The 16,798-nt window shown below is 65.1% G+C and carries 13 protein-coding genes; 3 read left to right on the plus strand and 10 right to left on the minus strand.

Translation table 11 applies throughout. The annotated features are described in order from the left end of the window. Positions 1–19: 19 nt before the first annotated feature. The 9 genes from DUGA2_RS00355 to DUGA2_RS00395 all read right to left on the minus strand — a co-directional run bounded on the left by DUGA2_RS00355 (position 20) and on the right by DUGA2_RS00395 (position 11,830). Positions 20–1,438, minus strand: a complete 1,419-nt coding sequence (locus tag DUGA2_RS00355; protein ID WP_070266567.1) for a DUF3526 domain-containing protein — start codon at positions 1,436–1,438, stop codon at positions 20–22. Beyond that, positions 1,435–2,925, minus strand: a complete 1,491-nt coding sequence (locus DUGA2_RS00360) for a DUF3526 domain-containing protein (protein WP_168167743.1) — start codon at positions 2,923–2,925, stop codon at positions 1,435–1,437. Before DUGA2_RS00360 ends, DUGA2_RS00355 begins: the two co-directional genes overlap by 4 nt. Beyond that, positions 2,885–3,589, minus strand: coding sequence for an ABC transporter ATP-binding protein (locus DUGA2_RS00365; RefSeq protein WP_070266569.1), 705 nt, complete (start codon positions 3,587–3,589; stop codon positions 2,885–2,887). Before DUGA2_RS00365 ends, DUGA2_RS00360 begins: the two co-directional genes overlap by 41 nt. 9 nt (positions 3,590–3,598) lie before the next feature. Next, on the minus strand, positions 3,599–5,890 hold the full coding sequence (locus DUGA2_RS00370; protein WP_083296149.1) for a TonB-dependent receptor: 2,292 nt from the start codon (positions 5,888–5,890) through the stop codon (positions 3,599–3,601). 13 nt (positions 5,891–5,903) lie between these two features. After that, a complete protein-coding gene (locus DUGA2_RS00375; RefSeq protein ID WP_070266571.1) occupies positions 5,904–7,157 on the minus strand; it encodes a GTP-binding protein in 1,254 nt (417 codons plus the stop codon). Between the two features lie 221 nt (positions 7,158–7,378). After that, positions 7,379–7,804 carry a Fur family transcriptional regulator gene (locus DUGA2_RS00380; protein ID WP_070266572.1) on the minus strand — a complete coding sequence of 142 codons (426 nt, stop codon included), beginning with the start codon at positions 7,802–7,804 and terminating at the stop codon, positions 7,379–7,381. Positions 7,805–7,857: 53 nt separating this feature from the next. Beyond that, positions 7,858–9,039 (minus strand): NO-inducible flavohemoprotein, encoded by a 1,182-nt coding sequence (hmpA, locus tag DUGA2_RS00385; protein WP_070267075.1) that lies wholly within the window; start codon positions 9,037–9,039, stop codon positions 7,858–7,860. A 107-nt stretch (positions 9,040–9,146) separates the two neighbouring features. Next, complete coding sequence (locus DUGA2_RS00390) at positions 9,147–11,411, minus strand: TonB-dependent receptor (RefSeq protein ID WP_070266573.1); 2,265 nt, start codon at positions 11,409–11,411, stop codon at positions 9,147–9,149. Positions 11,412–11,485: 74 nt separating this feature from the next. After that, positions 11,486–11,830: a DUF2946 domain-containing protein gene (locus DUGA2_RS00395; protein WP_229212159.1), complete on the minus strand. Its 345-nt coding sequence runs from the start codon at positions 11,828–11,830 to the stop codon at positions 11,486–11,488. Positions 11,831–11,931: 101 nt separating this feature from the next. Here DUGA2_RS00395 and DUGA2_RS00400 point away from each other — a divergent pair, with 101 nt between their 5' ends. Together DUGA2_RS00400 and DUGA2_RS00405 are read left to right on the plus strand one after the other, a co-directional pair. Further along, entirely contained in the window at positions 11,932–14,001 is a 2,070-nt protein-coding gene (locus DUGA2_RS00400; RefSeq protein ID WP_070266575.1) for a TonB-dependent siderophore receptor, read from the plus strand. A 193-nt stretch (positions 14,002–14,194) separates the two neighbouring features. Then, entirely contained in the window at positions 14,195–14,941 is a 747-nt protein-coding gene (locus tag DUGA2_RS00405) for a Crp/Fnr family transcriptional regulator (RefSeq protein ID WP_070266576.1), read from the plus strand. A gap of 3 nt (positions 14,942–14,944) precedes the next feature. On the opposite strand, the gene DUGA2_RS00410 is transcribed toward DUGA2_RS00405, so the two are convergent. Further along, entirely contained in the window at positions 14,945–15,172 is a 228-nt protein-coding gene (locus DUGA2_RS00410) for a hypothetical protein (RefSeq protein WP_070266577.1), read from the minus strand. Between the two features lie 169 nt (positions 15,173–15,341). On the opposite strand from DUGA2_RS00410, the gene DUGA2_RS00415 reads away from it, so the two are divergent. Further along, entirely contained in the window at positions 15,342–16,790 is a 1,449-nt protein-coding gene (locus tag DUGA2_RS00415; protein ID WP_070266578.1) for a SulP family inorganic anion transporter, read from the plus strand. Positions 16,791–16,798 lie beyond the last annotated feature (8 nt).

Consider the following 16,798-nt stretch of genomic DNA (forward strand, 5'->3'; position numbering starts at 1 on the left):
TAACGTGGGGCAGGCCGTTTCAGCGAGTGGTCCGGCGGCGATTTTTTTTCAGCAGCACGGCGGCCAGCATCAGCAGAGCGGCGATCCACAAACCAAGCGCGGCCAGTTGCGGCGGCGCTTGCGGCGATTCGCTCATCGCGGCGGATGCGGTAAAACGCGGCACGCCGTCGAAGTCCAGGAAGCCGTAGCCGCCAAGGCAGGTGGCAGTGCAATGGTGTTTCGCATCGCCCAGCGCCGCCATCTGGAGGGCGTTCTGGAAGTAGCCGCGCAGCCGTCGCTGGTGCTGCTGCACATCCGCCATGAATTGTTGATGGCGTTCGTTGTCGTTGCCCGCGATGGCCGCCATGCTCTCATAGGCCAGCGTGACTGGACTGAAGGCGAGCGCCTGGTCGAACAGCTGCTGCCTGTGCGAGTGGGCCCGCTGGAAGAGATTGTCGACGGCAACCATCTGGCCCTCCAGCGCCACGGCGCGGTCCAGGCGCTGCAAGCCGCCGGGCAGGCGGTCGCCGGCGTCGCGCATCGCCTGAACATAACGCTCGCGTTCCGGCACCGGCGCGGCAATCTGGATCGCTGCGGTGAAGGCCGCAGGCAGCATGACCGCCAACGCCAGCCACACGCCGAAGCCGGCGAATGCAGCCATCATGCGGTTGTCGCAGGCCGCGCAGATGGCAATCGCCGCCGTGCCCCAGAAGACCGAGTAGAGCAGCACGATGCCGGCCCACACGGCCAGCGCGTACAGACCGGCGGCGTCCGGCGCCACCGCTCCGACGAGCAGCGAGGCGGCCGTGCAGAATACCAGTAGTAGCGCGCTTGCGCCCAGCGTTCGGGCCATCACCTGTGCAGCCAGCATGCGGCCCTGGCGTACGCCTTGCAGCTGCAAGGCCCGCAGGCGATGGCTTTCACGGTCCTGCGTCAGGACCGACGTGCAGAGCGCCAGCAATATCAACGGCCACAGATAAACGATGAAGAAGCCCAGGTCGAAGCGGCCAGCCGACAGCCGCGCCGGATGTTCGATCTCCACCGTCGTGCGTGCGGACTGCATGGATTCAGCCCGCACGCGCACATAGGCAGGCTGGAGGTCCGCCTGGCCCACGGCCAGTGCGGAGCCTGCGGTATGCGGCTTGGCGGCAAAGCCGACATGCTCGCGGAACGCATAGCCGCGCACGTCGATGGCGGTCCGGAACCATTGCAGGCCTTTGAACTCAGCTGCGCCAGGATCGGCGAAGTAGCGCTGCGCCAGCGAGTTCGCGTCGCTGCGCGCCTGCGTCTCCTGGGCCTGCGCTGCGGCGGTGGCCTGGCGCTGGTGGCGATCGAAGCGCGCACCTTCAAACAGGCCGAAGCCCGCGAGCAGCAGTGCAACCAGCATCAAGACGATGCTGCCGCGTTCGCGCAGCTGGATGCGCAGGTCGTACACAATCAAGGTCAATATCTGTTTCATCGTAAGCTTCCGCGACGGAGATGGTGCAAGCCGGTACCGCCCAGCAGCAGGCTTGCAAGGAAGATGAATGCCAGCGGCAGTACCTGGCGCAGCGCCAGCGAGTCCAGATCCAGCGGCGCGTAGGTGAATCGGAACGGCGGCACGCGGTCCCACAACGCCTGGTCGCCGTCATAACGCGCGCCGTTCTTTTCCGGATTGGCGGTGATCGCGAGGTTCAATACTTCCTGTATCGCGCGGCGCTGCTGTTCGGCGCCGTTGACGAACTGGAGGTGGTGCGCCGTGTCGCTGCCTGCGGCTGCCCCGGACAGGCCGGCCAGCGCCACTGCGGGCGACAGCCAGCCGGCCAGCGCGGCCGCGTTGTCCTGGCTGCGCATGGCGGCGAACAGGCGGCCGTAGTGTGCATCGAACAAGCGGTTGCCGTGTTCCTCGCCGCGCCGCAGGCTGATGCCCGCCCAGTTGACCGGCAAGTCCTTGACATCGCTGACGCCATATTGCTGCAACAGTTGCTGCTGGTCGCGCTTCGCCTGCTCGGGATCGTCAGGCGTGCCGAGTGCGGCGTCTAGATCGGCACGGAACTGCTGCATCGTCGGCAGCGGCGCCGCCAGTTGGGCCAGCGAGATGGCCGCGCGCGGCAGCACCAAGGTGGTGGCGGCCCATAGTCCGATCAGCACCGCCAGGCTTGCGCGCAGCGATGGCGCCCATGCCGAAACGCCCGCTATCAAGGCCGCCCAGGTGCACAGGTAGAGCACGTAGCCGCCCGCGAACAGCGCTGCGCGTGCGGCGCTATCGCTGAAGGGGGAGTGGGCCGCCGTCGACCATTCCAGCGCGCCTACCGCCAGGCACGCAGGCAGTACCAGCGTCGCGGCCAAGCATAGCAGCACAGCCCCCCGCGCCAAGGCGATGGCCGACAGCGGGGCAGCATTGATGCGTAGCGATGCCAACGTACCGCGTTCGCGCTCACCGGCGAACATGCCGAAGCCGAGGAAGACCATCGCCATCGGCGCGATCACCAGCAGCACGAATGAGGGCGTGAGGCGGAATTGCCGCGTGGCGCCGGGTTCGTCGTCGGCGGGGCGGTAGATCAGCTCATTCTGCTTGTGCGCCTCCAGCCATACGCTGGAGCCGACGTAGCGCTCCACGCCGGGATCCAGCGCGGCCAGCACCGACAAGGGTTTGAAGACATAGACGCCGTAATGCGCCGCCGCGTGCGGATACTTCCTGCCCTGATGCGACCAGCGCTCCTGCTCCGCATGTTGCGCGTCGGCGCGCGCCGCCAGCGTGGCGTTCAACTCCAGCGACGACAGCAGCGCCGCGCACACGGCCAGCGCAAGGCCCAGGCCGATCACCAGCCATACCCGCCAGTCGCGGCGCCGTTCGCGCCAATCGGCCTGCCATGCACCATGGCAGGCGGTGGCCCATGCGCGCCAGCCGGCGCGGTTGTCCCGCTCAGTTGCGGCGGGCGAGGATGTCAAGGTAGTTACATTCAAGTTCGCCTGCATTCAATTCTCCCAGTCTCCATTCACCGGCCAGTCGGCCACCCACCAGCATGCCGCAACGATCCGCCAGCTCCTGTGCGCGGAACAGGTCGTGCGTCGCCATCAGCACCGCCGCGCCATCCTTGGCCAGCGAGCGCACCAGCTCCCCGAAACTCACGCTGGCCTCGGGATCGAGGCCGGATGTCGGCTCGTCCAGCACCAGCACCTGCGCGCCCTTGGCCAGCGCCATGACGATGCCGACCTTCTGGCGCATGCCTTTCGAATAGCCGGAGGCCATGCGGTGCCAGGCGTGTTCCGGCAGGCCAGCGCGTTCCAGCAGCGCTTCGATCTGCGCGCGGCTTGGGCGCTTGCCCAGCAGGCGCATGAAGAACTCGACGTTCTCCACGCCGGTCAGGCGTTCGTACAGCGCGATGTTCTCGGCGATGTAGGCGGCATGTTCGACGGCGGCGCGAGCCGGCGGCAGACTGGAGCCGGCCAGGCGGATGCTGCCGCCGTCGGCTTCCACAAAGCCCAGCAGGCAGCCGATGGTGGTCGATTTTCCCGCGCCGTTGGGCCCCAGCAGCGCGTAGATCTCGCCGCCGTGCACGTGCAGGTCCAGTGCGTCGACCACGGTGCGGCCGTCGTAGCGTTTACTCAGTTGTTCGATGCGTATCATGCGGGCTCCCTAGAAGGCGTAGCGCACTTCGGCCGACAGCGTGCGTCCCGGGTAGGGATGCAGCTGGTAGGCGCGGTTGTTGTTGAGGTTATCGATGCCGACGGCGACTTCCGTGCCTTTGGCGGGCTTGATCAGCAGCCGCACATCCAGCTGGCTGACGCGGGAGACACCGCCGTAGACGTCGGAGTTGTAGTCGCTGTTATTGATCTCGTTGAACTGCGCGCCGGCATAGCGGTAGGTTGCGGAGGCGCTCCAGGTGTCGGCCGGCGCGTAGGTCAGCGTGGTGGCGGAGCGCACACGCGGCACGCGCGCCCAGTTCTTGCCGATGGAAGGCAGATAATTGTCGTTCTCCAGGATGGTGGATTTGCTGAACGCGATATTGGCGTCCGCGCTCAGGCCCTGTATGTTCAGCCTGTCGATCTGCCCGGCCAGCTCCAACCCGCGCGTGCGCACGCGCCCGACGTTCTGCACATTGGTCACGTTGGGGAAGACGTTGAGATTCAGCTGGCTCCAGATGGTGTTGCGCACGTCGTCCTGGAACAGCGAGGCGCGCAGGTTGCCGAACGCGTAGCGCTGTTCCGCCATCAGCTCCAGCGCGTTGGAGCGTTCAGGCTTCAGGTTTGGATCGTTGACGATGATGCTGCTGCCGGCCGCCGTACCCTGGAACAGTTCGGCCACGGTGGCGAAGCGGGTTGCGCGCGCTGCGGACAAACGCACCGTGGTGTCGGCCGACGCGTCCCAGGCCAGCGAGAACTTCGGCGACCAGGCCTGTTCGCTGCGGCGTGGATAGGGCTGCGCGGCCGCGCCCACGCGCTGCACGCCGTTGGTGGCTTCCCACGATTCGGCGCACAGGCCGAAGGTGGCTTGCCAGTGCGGCGCGAAGCGCCATGCATCCTGGCCGTATGCCGCCAGCACCTGGGTCTCGCCGCCGACGAATTGCGCTTCCGGGCCGTTGGCGTTGCGCCAGTCGGCAGTGTTGCGGGTGGTTTGTTTGAGCCGATAGTCGTCCGCGTGCAGGCCGAAGGCGAGGGCGTGTGCACCGCCGGTCCAGTCGCCCGGCGTCGGCGTGTAGGTCGATTGCAGGTCGATGGAACCGAAGCCGCTGCCGTCGCGGACCACCGCGTTGCCCGCGCCGCCGCTGGCCGCAAGCGGATCGGCGCTGCCGGCGTTGCGCTGCACGTCGTCGAGGATGCGATACACGCTGGCGGAAACGCTGGCGTTCCAGCCAGCCTTGTAGCGGCTCTTGACTGTCAGGCCGGCCTGGCCGTGGTGCTCATCCCGCGTGTACGGCGCAAAGGCCGCAGCCGGAAGCACGAAGACATTGGTTCCATCGGTGACGCGGCCGGACCATACGCTGGCGCCGGACACATCGCGCAGGAAGGTCTGGTTGCGCGTTACGCTCTGGTTGCCCCACCACGCCACGAAGCCTTCCGCGCCCAGCACCGGCGAGAAGTCGTAGCCGAAGGTGGCCTTGGCGGTGTTCTGCTGCGTGTGGTCGATGGCGCCTGAGTTGGCGCCGAAGATGGCGCGCCTGGCGCCGAAAGGCCCGCTGTCGTAGCGGATGCCTGTCACCGGCGTGGCCGCGCCGCCCGCCGGCGCAGGGAATGTGCCTGCCGCATTGGCGGTGACGGTGTAGTAGCCCATCGGCTGGCTGGTCGAGTCCTGATGGTTGAGCATCAGCTTGTACCACAGGCCGGAAGCGAGCCTGTCGCCGATCAGCGCCGAGCCCTGGTAGTTGCGGTAGTGGCCTTTGTCGCCGTACTGGTCGAAGCCCTGGTCCTGCATTGCCAGGCGCACCGCGCCGCCGAACCGGGTCGGGCGGCTGGTGCTGACGGCGATGGTGGTGCCCATGGCGTTGCCTGGATAGAGCGCGGAGAAGGGGCCGTACAGCACATCGATGCGGGTGATCTCTTCCGGCGCGATCATGTTCCAGCGTGGCGCATCGAAGCGGCCCAGGAAGTTCGACAGCAGATAGCCGTCCATCGTCACCAGCGCGCGCGGCGCCTGCGTAGTGGAGAAGCTGCGGCCGCCGACCAGCGCATTGCGGTCGCCGCTATAGCGCTTGCGGATCGTCATGCTGGGCAGGTTGCGCAGCGCGTCTTCCGGGTTGAAGATGTTCTGCTGTTGGCGCAGTTCTTCCTGCGTCTTGGTGACGCTGGTGGTCGGCAGGTCGGGATCGAGGCTGCTGCGGGCGCTGTTGATGGTCACGGTCGGCATGGTGGCGTCGTCCGCGCACGCGTAGCCGCCGGTGGCCAGGGCCAGCGAGATCGCTGCGGCCAAAGGTCGTATGGTCAGGTTCATGGTGCGGTCTTGGTTAGTCTTGGTGGGATAGTGCTTGTGGTTCGTCGTCTTCGCGGTTCCAGTCCGGGAAGGGATCGTCGTAGCTGCGCCATGCGGTGGCGCCGGCGGCGAGTTCGTCTTCGGTCAGTACGCAGGCGTCGAACGCGGCTTCGATGGCGGCTGCTTCCATGTGACGGCCGATGAATACCAGTTCGTTGAGACGGTCGCCATACGGCTCGGCCCATACGGCTTCTATCGCCAGGCGGTCCGGGTCGCCCTCAGGCGGCCAGTTCTCCTTGCCGCTGGCTGCCCACCATTGTCCGACCGGCTCCACCGATGCGATTTTGCCGGCGCGCGAATAGGCCACTGCCCATTCGGGGCGGCTGGCCAGCCAGACGTAGCCCTTGGCCCGTATCAGGCCCGGGAAGGCCTGGTCCAGGAACTGGTCGAAGCGCTGCGGATGCATGGGCCGGCGGTCGCGCAGCACGAAGCTGTCGATGCCGTATTCGTCGGTTTCCGGCGTGTGGATGCCGGCCAGTTCGCGCGCCCATCCCGCCATCTGGCTGGCGCGCTCCAGGTTGAATTTTCCGGTGCCGAGTATCTTGTCGAGGGCCACGCGGCCTTGTTCCGCATAGGTGATCGCGGCGGTGGGATTGAGCGCCTTGATGACGGCGCGGACTTCGCCCAACTGCTCCAGCGTGACCAGGTCGGTCTTGCTGACGACGATGACGTCGGCGAACTCGATCTGCTCCGAGAGCAGCGCGGCCAGCGTGCGGTCGTCGCCTTCGCCGGCGGTCTCGCCGCGCTGCGCCAGGAAGTCGGTGCTGTGGTAGTCGTTGAGCAGGTTGAGGGCGTCGACCACCGTCACCATGGTGTCGATGCGGGCGATGTGGTTGAGCGAGTCGCCGTGTTCATCCTCGAAATCGAAGGTGGCGGCGATGGGCATGGGCTCGCCGACGCCGGTCGATTCGATCAGCAGGTAGTCGAAGCGCTGGGTTGCGGCCAGCTTGCGCACCTCCAGCAGCAGGTCTTCGCGCAGCGTGCAGCAGATGCAGCCGTTGCTCATCTCGACCATCTTCTCTTCGGTGCGGGACAGCGCGGCGCCTGCGTTCTCCGCGCCTTTGCGCAGCAGCGAGGCGTCGATATTCACCTCGCTCATGTCGTTGACGATGACGGCGACGCGCAGGCCTTCGCGGTTGGCCAGCACGTGGTTGAGAAGGGTGGTCTTGCCGGCGCCTAAAAAGCCGGAAAGGACTGTGACCGGCAGCCGGGTGTCGAGCTTGGACATGAGATTCTCGCGGTGGTTGCGCGTGCGCGCGGGGATTGATGGGATACTCGCTAATGCAATTGACTTGCATAATCGAACTGCATCATAGTTGGTCTGGATTGTTAATGCAATACAGTTGCATTAAAATTTCTGCGAGGAAGATAAAGGTGCGGATGGGCGTGACGATGCGGCAGGCCGCCCTTGCCGGGGCCTGTCGTCAGGAATGCGTTGGATTGCGGGAGTTAGCGCTTGGCGCAGTGCGGGCAGGTGCCCTTGATGAGGAAGTCCATTTCCTGGCTCTGGAAGCCTTCGGGAAGCTTGATCTTGCGCGGCAGGGCGACCTCGGTAAAGCAGGTCACTTCCTCGCAGCTGGTGCATTGGAAGTGGGCGTGTTCGTGCGAGTGGTGGCCGGCGCCGGCGCTGAAGCGCCAGACGGTGTCGGCGCCGGCGATGCGGTGTACCAGTTCGTTCTCGGTCAGCCATTCCAGCACGCGGTACAGCGTGACCGGGTCGAGCGCGGCGTCGGACAGCTGGGCGTGGATCTCGTGATGCGTCAGCGACTTGTGCTGGGCCAGCAGAAACTCCAGCACCGTGACGCGCGGGCGCGTTACGCGGGCGCCGGTGGCACGTATCAGGGTTTCTGCTTGGTCTGCTACTGGGGTATGCATGATGTCGGTGTTAGTGGATGAAGCACCGACATCTTATCACGCCCGGCTAAAGATCAGCCCAGGGCTTCTGCGGGGCCGAAGAACTCGTAGTAGGTTTGCGACTGCGGCACGCCCAGTTCCAGCAGGTGCGACTTGATGGCCTTCATGAACGGCGTCGGGCCGAGGAAGTAGGCTTCGACGTCGCGCGTCTCCGGCAGCCAGGCGCCCAGTTTCTGCTGGTCGATGTAGCCGGTGGCGTGCGGCTGCGGGCCGCTGTCGTTGGCCGCTTCGTAGCAGTAGAAGCGTTGCAGCTGCGGGTGTTGCGCCGCCAGCGCGTCGATGTGGTCGCGGAAGGCGTGCACGTTGGCGTGGCGCGCAGCGTGGATGAAGTGGATGCGGCGGCCGGAGGTCAGCGCCGCCGTCAGCATCGCCAGCGTAGGCGTGATGCCGACGCCGCCGCTGATCAGCACCAGCGGCTTGTCGCTGTCCGCCAGCGTGAAGTCGCCCGACGGCGGGAACAGTTGCAGGCTGTCGCCCACGCCGACATGGTCGTGCAGGTAGTTGGACACCGCGCCGCCCGGCTCGCGCTTGACGCTGATGCGGTAGCTGCTGCCGTTGCTCACTGCGGACAGCGAGTACTGGCGGCGCTGCTCTTCGCCGTTCACCATGGCGAGCAGGCCGATGTACTGTCCCGGCGCGTGCGCCACCACCTTGCCGCCGTCCGCAGGCTGCATGACGAAGGAGGTGACTTCGTCGCTCTCCGCCGTCTTCGATACAACCTTGAACGCGCGCGCGCCGCTCCAGCCGCCTTCCGCCGCAGCGTTCTTCTCGTAGATGCTTTGCTCGGCGCCGGCCAGGATGTCGGCCAGTTGACCGTAAGCCGCGCCCCATGCTTCCAGCACCGCGTCGGTGGCGGTGTCCGCGCCCAGTACTTCGCGGATCGCCTTCAGCAGCGAGGCGCCGACCATCGGATAGTGCTCGCGCTGGATCTGCAGCGACACATGCTTGTTGATGATGGTGGAAACCAGCGGACCCAGTTGCTCCAGCCGTTCGATATTCTTCGCGTACATCAGCACCGCGTTGGCCAGTGCGCGCTGTTGATTGCCGTCCGCCTGGTTGGCCTGGTTGAAGATGGGCTTCACTTCGGGGAAGTCGCGGAACAGCGTCAGGTAGAAGTGGCGCGTCAGCGCCTCGCCGCCTTGTTCGAGAATCGGGACGGTGGCGCTGATGATGGCTTTGTGTTCGTTGCTGAGCATTTTACGGTCCATGTGTGGTTTCGACGTAAAGAAGTATATCACATGAATGTTTAAATGTCAGGGCAGGCGCAGTCGAAAAAATCCGATTGCGCCTGCGGGCTGGCCGCTTAGAGATCGAACTTCAGTTCCGCCACGTAGGTCCGTTGCGGATACGGGTGGAAGTTCCAGTACTTGTAGTTGTTGAGGTTATCGATGCCCAGTGCCGCGCTCCACTGGCGGTTGATCCGGTAGCGTGCGCGCACGTCGGTGGTGAAGTACTTGCTGGCGCCCATGTAGGCGAAGCCGTTGACGTCGGTGTTATCGAGCGTCGAGTACTGACGGCCGCTGTAGCGCGCCGCCAGCGTCAGCGACAGCTGGTCGTTCACGTCGTAGTTGGCGACGCCGGTGGCGCGCCATTCGGGTATGCGCGGCTGCCATTTGCCCACGCTGGCGGCGAACTTGTCGTTGCGGGCGATCTTCGAATCCGTCCAGGTCAGGCTGGAGCTCAGGCCCAGGCCGCGCACCCAGACATTGTCCGCCGTGTAGGCGGCTTCCAGGCCCTTGGTGTTGATGCGATCGACGTTCTGCACGGTGCTGACCGAGGCGCCAGCCAGCACGTTCACTTGCGAGTACAGTGCGTCCTTGGTGCGTTCGCCGAACGCGGTCAGGCGCAGCTGGCCTGAGGCGAGGCGGCGTTCCGCTGTCAGCTCGGTGGTCCACGATTTTTCCGGCTTCAGATTCGGATCGTTGTTGATCAGCTGACCGCTTGCATTGATGCCGCCCTGGTACAACTCGGACACGGTCGGCATGCGCACAGCGCGGCCCAGCGAGGCTTTCAGCACCCACTCGTCGCTGGCCTGATACGCCAGCGCGGCTTTCGGCGACAGGTAGTTTTCGCTGCGCTCCGGATGCGGCTTGGTCGTCGCGCGGTTGGAGGTGGCGCCGTCGTGCGCGGTCCAGCGCTCGTAGCGCATGCCCAGCACCGTCTTCCACGCAGGCGCGAACTTCCAGCTGTCCTGCGCATACAGGCTGTTGGTTTCTGTCTTGCCAGTGAAGGCGGAGTTGCGGTCGCCCGGTGCACCGTCGATCCAGTTGCTGGTGGTGTTCTCGATGCTGGCCAGCTTGTAGGCCTCGCGCTGGTAGCCGAATTCCGCCACGTGCGCGGCATCCGGACGCCATACGCCCTTGGCCGACAAGGTGTTCCAGCCGGTGCCGCCCTGGTTGACGATGCGGCCCGCGCCTCCGGCCAATGCGCCGGGCAGTTCGACGGTGGCGGCGCGCAGGCGGTCCTTGTCGTAGTCGTACAGGCTGGCGGCCAGCTCCCAGTCGAACACGCCCTTGGTGTTGGACTTGACGGTCAGGCCGTGCATCAAGTGCTGCAGCTTTTCATTCGACACGTTGAAGTCCGTCGCGCCCAGCGTGTAGCTGCTGCCGGCGATGTTGACGGTGCCGAAGTAGACCGGGCGGCCTGCCGCATCGCGCAGATAGCTTTCTGGACGGCCTTCGGAATCGTTGCGCCACAGGCCGAAGGTGTAGGTGGCGCGCACCGTCGGCGAGAAGTCGTAGGCCAGCTTGGCCTTGAACTGGTCCTGCACCGTGTGGTACCGGGTGCCGGCGCCGAGCAGCAGCCAGTTGCTGTTGGTGCGGTCCAGGCCAGCGACCGCACCGGTGACGGGGATGCCCGCGCCGCTTGGCTTGCCGACGTTCTTGGCGGGGAAGGTCAGCGGCTGGCCTTCGCTGTCGGTGCGGCTCAGGTCCACGTACCACGACCAGGCGTCCTGGCGGTCGCCCAGCGCGACGCTGGCGCGCTTGCCGTCGTAGCTGTCGCTGGTGCCATACAGGTCGAAGGGCTGATGCGTCAGCGTCAGCTTGGCGTGGGCTTCGAATTTGGTCGGCATGCGGGTGACGTAATCGACCACCGCGCCGACCGAGTTGCCGCCGTAGGCCGCGGAGAAGGGGCCGTACAGCACATCGACGCGATCAATCTGCTCCGGGCTGACCATGCCCCAGCGCGGCGCGAAGCTGGCGCCGTTGCCCAGGTAGTTGGATAGCAGGATGCCGTCGGCGTACACCATCGAGCGCGCGCTGTTGCCGGTGCCGGAGGCGCGGGTGGACAGCACGGCGTGGTTGTAGTCGCCGATGTAGCGCTTGCGCACCAGCAGGCTGGGAAGGTATTTCAACGCGTCTTCGGCGTCGGTGGCGTTGATGGTCTTTTCGATTTCGGCCTGGGTGATGCCTTCAATCGTGGTCGGGATTTGCGTCGGCAGCGACGTCGGACGGTTGCCGGTAATGGTGACGGTGCCCAGTAAATGAACGGGCGCGTCCTCCGCGCAGGCGAGGGTGGAGAAGGCGGCGAGCAGCGCCAGCGCCAATGGTGACATGGTCGTTTTCATGGTGTTCCTGATGTTGGGATGATGACCGTCGCCCGCGCGCGATGGCGGCGGGCGGCAGCGGATACGGCAGACGATCAGGAACGGGCGGGCGGTCCGCGCGGTTTGGCGGCGCTCCAGCTGTGCAGCGGTCGCGGGGCGCTGTAGAACAGCGGCGGGTAGTAGTCATGGCCGCCGATGACGGCGAAGCTGGCCATGACAGGCGGCAGCAGCGCGTGCGTGCCGCCGTGGGTGGCGCAGTACGGGCAATGTTCTGCGGTGTGGTCGTACTGGGCCGGGGATTTCTTGACCTGGTCGACCGAGCAGATCTCGGCGTAGCCGTAAGGTGAAGACGGCGTCATGGCGCGTGAAACAGCAGGCGCGAGTGCACTGAACAGGACGGCCATGATGGCGATCCAGAGGTACAGTGTCCGGCGTTTCACGAATTTGTGCATGGCTCTAATTATAACAAAGTCCCACGACCTTACATTTGAGAATGAGAAGTGTTATCATTTACGTCGTTAAAACTGAACTGCCCCATACTATGCCGCTGACTACCCTACCGTTCAAACGTTCGCTGATCGCCACCGCCGTGTCCTTGCTGGCCTTGTCTTCCCACGCACAGGAAGCCGCCGCGCCCATCGAATCGATCCAGGTGTCGGGCAGCTGGCTGGGATCGGGTTTGCAGAACAGCGTGAAGAACTTCGCCGGCGCCCGCACCGTGATGAGGAAGGAAGACATCGACAACACCGGCGCCGCCGATATCGGCGACGTGATGCGCCGCATCCCGGGCGTGCAGGCCACCGACAATTCCGGCACCGCCGGCAGCGCGGTCTCGCTCAACATCGGCGTGCGTGGCTTGACGGGGCGCTACTCGCCACGCTCGACCGTGCTGCTCGACGGCATTCCGCTGGCGGTGGCGCCTTACGGCCAGCCGCAACTGTCGTTCGCGCCGGTCAGCCTGAACAACATCGAATCGATCGACGTGGTGCGCGGCGGCGGCGCGGTGCGCTACGGCCCGCAGAACGTCGGCGGCATCATCAATTTTCGCAGCCGTTCGATTCCTGAAACGGCGGGCGTGAGCGGCGACGCCAGCTTCCGTTACAACGACTTTGGCCAGCGTGGCCAGAACCGCCAATACAGCGCCTTCGTCGGCACGCAGCAGCAGAGCGGGCTGGGCGTGGCGGTGCTGTACTCGGGCATGGCAGGCAGCGAATGGCGTGTCGGCAGCGGCGAGAAGGTCAACGACCTGGCGCTGAAGTTCCGCTATCAGCTGACGCCGCACAGCGAGGTGAACGCCAAGCTGTCCTACTACGAAGTCAATTCGCGCACGCCGGGTGGCCTGACGGTGGCGCAGTACAACGCCGATCCGTTCCAGAACACGCGGCCCACCGACTTCTGGAGCGGCGACCGCCGCAGCGCCGATGTCGGCTACCTGAACACCTTGTCGGCCACGCAGGAGCTGGAGGTCAAGGCCTACTACAGCGACAGCTTCCGTCAGAGTTCGCTGATCAACGCGGCCAAGACCCAGCTGACCTGGCAGCCGCGCAATTACGAGGTGCTGGGCATCGAGCCGCGCTACACGCAGCGCTTCGCCGGTGGCGGCCTGACGCATGACGTGACGGTGGGCTACCGCTACCTGCGCGAGCGGGGCGACGACAACAACTACATCCAGACCGTGTCCACCGGCGCCAAGGGAGCGATCTCGACCTTCGTCAACAGCACCGGCGCGCATGCCGTCTACATCGACGACCGCATCGCCGTGGGCGCATGGCGCATCACGCCGGGCGTGCGATACGAGCACATCAAGTCCGAGCGCAAGGACCTCAATGCGAAGTCGACCTTCGAGACCGAGAACAGCAAGGCGCTGCCGTCGCTGAACGTGGCCTATCTGGTGAACCGCGATCTGACTGTGTTCGCCAACTACACCACGTCGTTCGGGCCGGTGCAGAACACCCAGCTGAACTCGCAGACGCCGACCAATCCTTTGGTACCGGAGCTGGCCAAGACGGCCGAACTGGGCGCGCGCTGGAAGAGCGGGGCGGTCAATGCCGAAGTGACGGCCTTCAAGCTGAAGTTCGACAACCAGATTCTGCAAGTGCCAGGCACGACGCCGGCCGTGTTCCGCAACCTCGGCGCGACCAACCACGACGGCGTCGAAACGGCGGCCGACTACAGCTTCGACGAGGCCGGCGCGCTGGCCGGGCTGAACGTGTACGCCAACTACACCTACACCCGGGCGATCCAGGACTCCGGCACGACCGCCGGCATGGACGTGCCGTTCTACTCGCGCAACACCGACACGCTGGGCGCGCGCTATCGCGTGGGCGCATGGACGGCGAACCTGTCGACCACGCATCAAAGCAAGCAGTATTCGGATGCCGCCAACACCGTGGCCGAAGCGGCCAACGGCAGCAACGGCGTAGTACCGGGCTTCCGCCTGTGGAATGCTCAGCTGAGCTGGAAGCTGCCGGGCAAGCCAGGCTACGAAGTCATGGCAGGCGTCAACAACATCGCCGACAAGCGCTATTACACCCGCAACGTCGACGGCAACGCCGGCCGCATGGTGGGCGCTCCGCGCATGGCCTACGTCCAGTTGCGCGCCACCTTCTAAATACGAAGCGGCCAGCTCCGTGCGTAGGACAAAGATGACATTTTGCAATGTTCATAACCTACATAGGACTACAGGGTGCTCCTATACCCGCTGATTGGGTGCGCGGATACAGTGTCTACATCGGCAAGGCGAATTCGCCGCTGTGATCCACACGACATGATTCGAAGGATCAATCAGACACAAGAGGCGCATCATGAACAGCACCCAATTCAAGGCAACCCCTGGCTCAACCATCAGCCTGATCGGCGCGCAACAGAACGATTTGCTGCGCGCCCTGTCACGCGAAGATCTGATCGCTCTGTTTGGCGATCTCGAACTGGTAACGCTGCCCGCAGGTAAGCATCTGTTCGACTTCGGCGATCAAGTGGAGTATTCCTACTTCCCGACCAACGCCATCGTCTCCCTGCAATATGTGATGGAAGACGGCGCCAGCACCGAGATCGCCGTCGTCGGCAGCGAGGGCGTGGTGGGCGTGGCGCTGTATCCGGCCGAACGCGCCAGCTACTCGGCCGTGGTGCAGTGCGCCGGTTACGGCTACCGCCTGCGCACCGACGTGCTGCGCGAAGCCTTCTACAGCGGCGGTCCGTTGGCCCAGCTGTTGATGCGCTATACCAGCGCGATGTTTGCCCAGCTGGCGCAGAGCGTCGCCGGCAGCCGTCACACCAGCATCGAACAGAAGCTGTGCCGCTGGCTGCTCGAACGCCTGGACCGCTCGACGACTAACGAGTTGAAGGTAACGCAGGAAATGATCGCCAATATGCTGGGCGTGCGCCGCGAAAGCATCACCGGCGCGGCAGGCAAATTGTCCGAGGAAGGGTTGATCGCGTATCGCCGCGGCTGCGTCACGGTGCTGGACCGCGACCTGATGGAACGCCGCGCCGGTAGCTGCTATCAGCCAGCGCGTTCCGGTGCGACGACGCCCATGCAATACGCAGCGTAAGGATTAGTGCAGCACCCGGGAACGGGGCTGCATGCTGAAGCCGGCATAGTCCATGCGCGGCTCTAGATGAATGGCCTGGGCCTGGTCGAGCTTGCGTTGCACCAGTTTATGCCAGGCGCTGGCCCAGCGGGCGGCAAGTTGGGATTCTTCCGCAGAACGCGCATACAGCGTCCTCTCCACGGCGATTTTCTGTCTTTGTAGGGCGTAGGTGGCAGTTATCAGAGTAGTCATGGCGGCGGCGATGCTGGCTAGGGTTAAGTAGTATGCGATGTCATTGTGCCCGGCTCGCCCTCGTTCTGAATGTGCGCCAGTTCACCCATGGCGATCGGAAAGCGAATATAGGCGTGTAAAATGCTGCCTCTGTTGTGTTTTCACATCATCTTCCGCCCTAAATATTTCCATGTCACCAACTAATTTTTCCAGAAACGCATTGGCGGGCTTGACCACGTCCTTCGCTCTGGTACCCGAATGCATCGCTTTTGCGCTGGTCGCGCAGCTTAATCCACTGGTCGGACTGTACGGGGCGTTCTTCATTTGTACGATGACTGCGCTGTTCGGCGGCCGTCCGGGCATGATTTCCGGCGCCGCCGGCTCGATGGCGGTGGTTATCGTGGCGCTGGTCGCCCGGCATGGCTTGCAATATTTCCTGGCGACGGTGGTGCTGAGCGGGCTCATCATGCTGATGTTTGGCTTGCTGCGGCTGGGCAAGCTGATCAGCATGGTGCCGCATCCGGTGATGCTGGGCTTCGTCAACGGCCTGGCCATCGTCATCGCCTGGTCGCAGCTGCAGCACTTTAAAGTTGGCGGCGCGTGGATGCAGGGTGATGCGTTGGTGTGGATGTGCGGCCTGGTGGCGCTGACCATGGCGGTGGTCTACCTGCTGCCGCGTTTGACGAAGGCTGTGCCGCCGGCCCTGGTGGCGATTGTGGGCGTGGGCGTGCTGTCGCAACTGCTGCACCTGCCGGCGCGCACGCTGGGCGACATGGCGCATATCGCCGGCGGCCTGCCGGTGTGGCAGACCCCGATGGTGCCGATGACCGTCGAGACGCTGCGCATCGTGCTGCCGTATGCGCTGCTGATGGCGGTGGTCGGTCTGCTGGAGACACTGCTGACATTCAATCTCACCGATGAAATCACGGAAACGCGCGGCCTGCCGGATCGCGAATGCGTGGCGCTGGGCGCGGCGAACATGGTTTCGGGCCTGTTCGGTGGCATGGGCGGCTGCGCGATGATAGGCCAGACCATGATCAACCTGGGTTCGGGCGGCCGCACGCGGGTGTCCGGCGTGGTGGCCGGGGTAATGATTTTACTGTTTATACTGTTTCTGTCGCCGCTGATCGAGCGCATCCCGCTGGCCGCGCTGGTGGGCGTGATGTTCGTGGTGGCGCAGCAGACCTTTGCCTGGGGCTCGCTGCGCGTGCTGGGCAAGGTGCCGCGCCATGACGCCTTGCTGATCGTGGTCGTCACGGCCATCACCGTGGCGACCGATCTGGCGGTGGCTGTACTGTGCGGGATCGTGATCGCGGCGCTCGGTTTCGCCTGGCGCCACGCGCGCGAAATCCGCGCCGATGTGGCGCAGGGAGCCGACGGCGTCAAGCACTACACGCCGCATGGCACCTTGTTCTTCGCCTCGGTCGCGCACTTCGACGAGCTGTTCGACGTGCAGGGCGATCCGCAGGCGGTGACGTTGGACTGCCGTCACCTGCGGCTGGTCGATCATTCGGCGGTGGTGGCGGTGTCCGCCTTGCGCGAGCGCTACGCCAGGGCCGGCAAGGCCTTGCAGGTCCGGCACCTGTCGCCGCGCTGCGAACTGCTGCTGGAGCGCTCGGGCGTGGCCCTTACGGTGTGAAGTCCTGA

Source organism: Duganella sp. HH101, from assembly GCF_001758795.1.
Lineage (GTDB): Bacteria > Pseudomonadota > Gammaproteobacteria > Burkholderiales > Burkholderiaceae_D > Rugamonas > Rugamonas rivuli.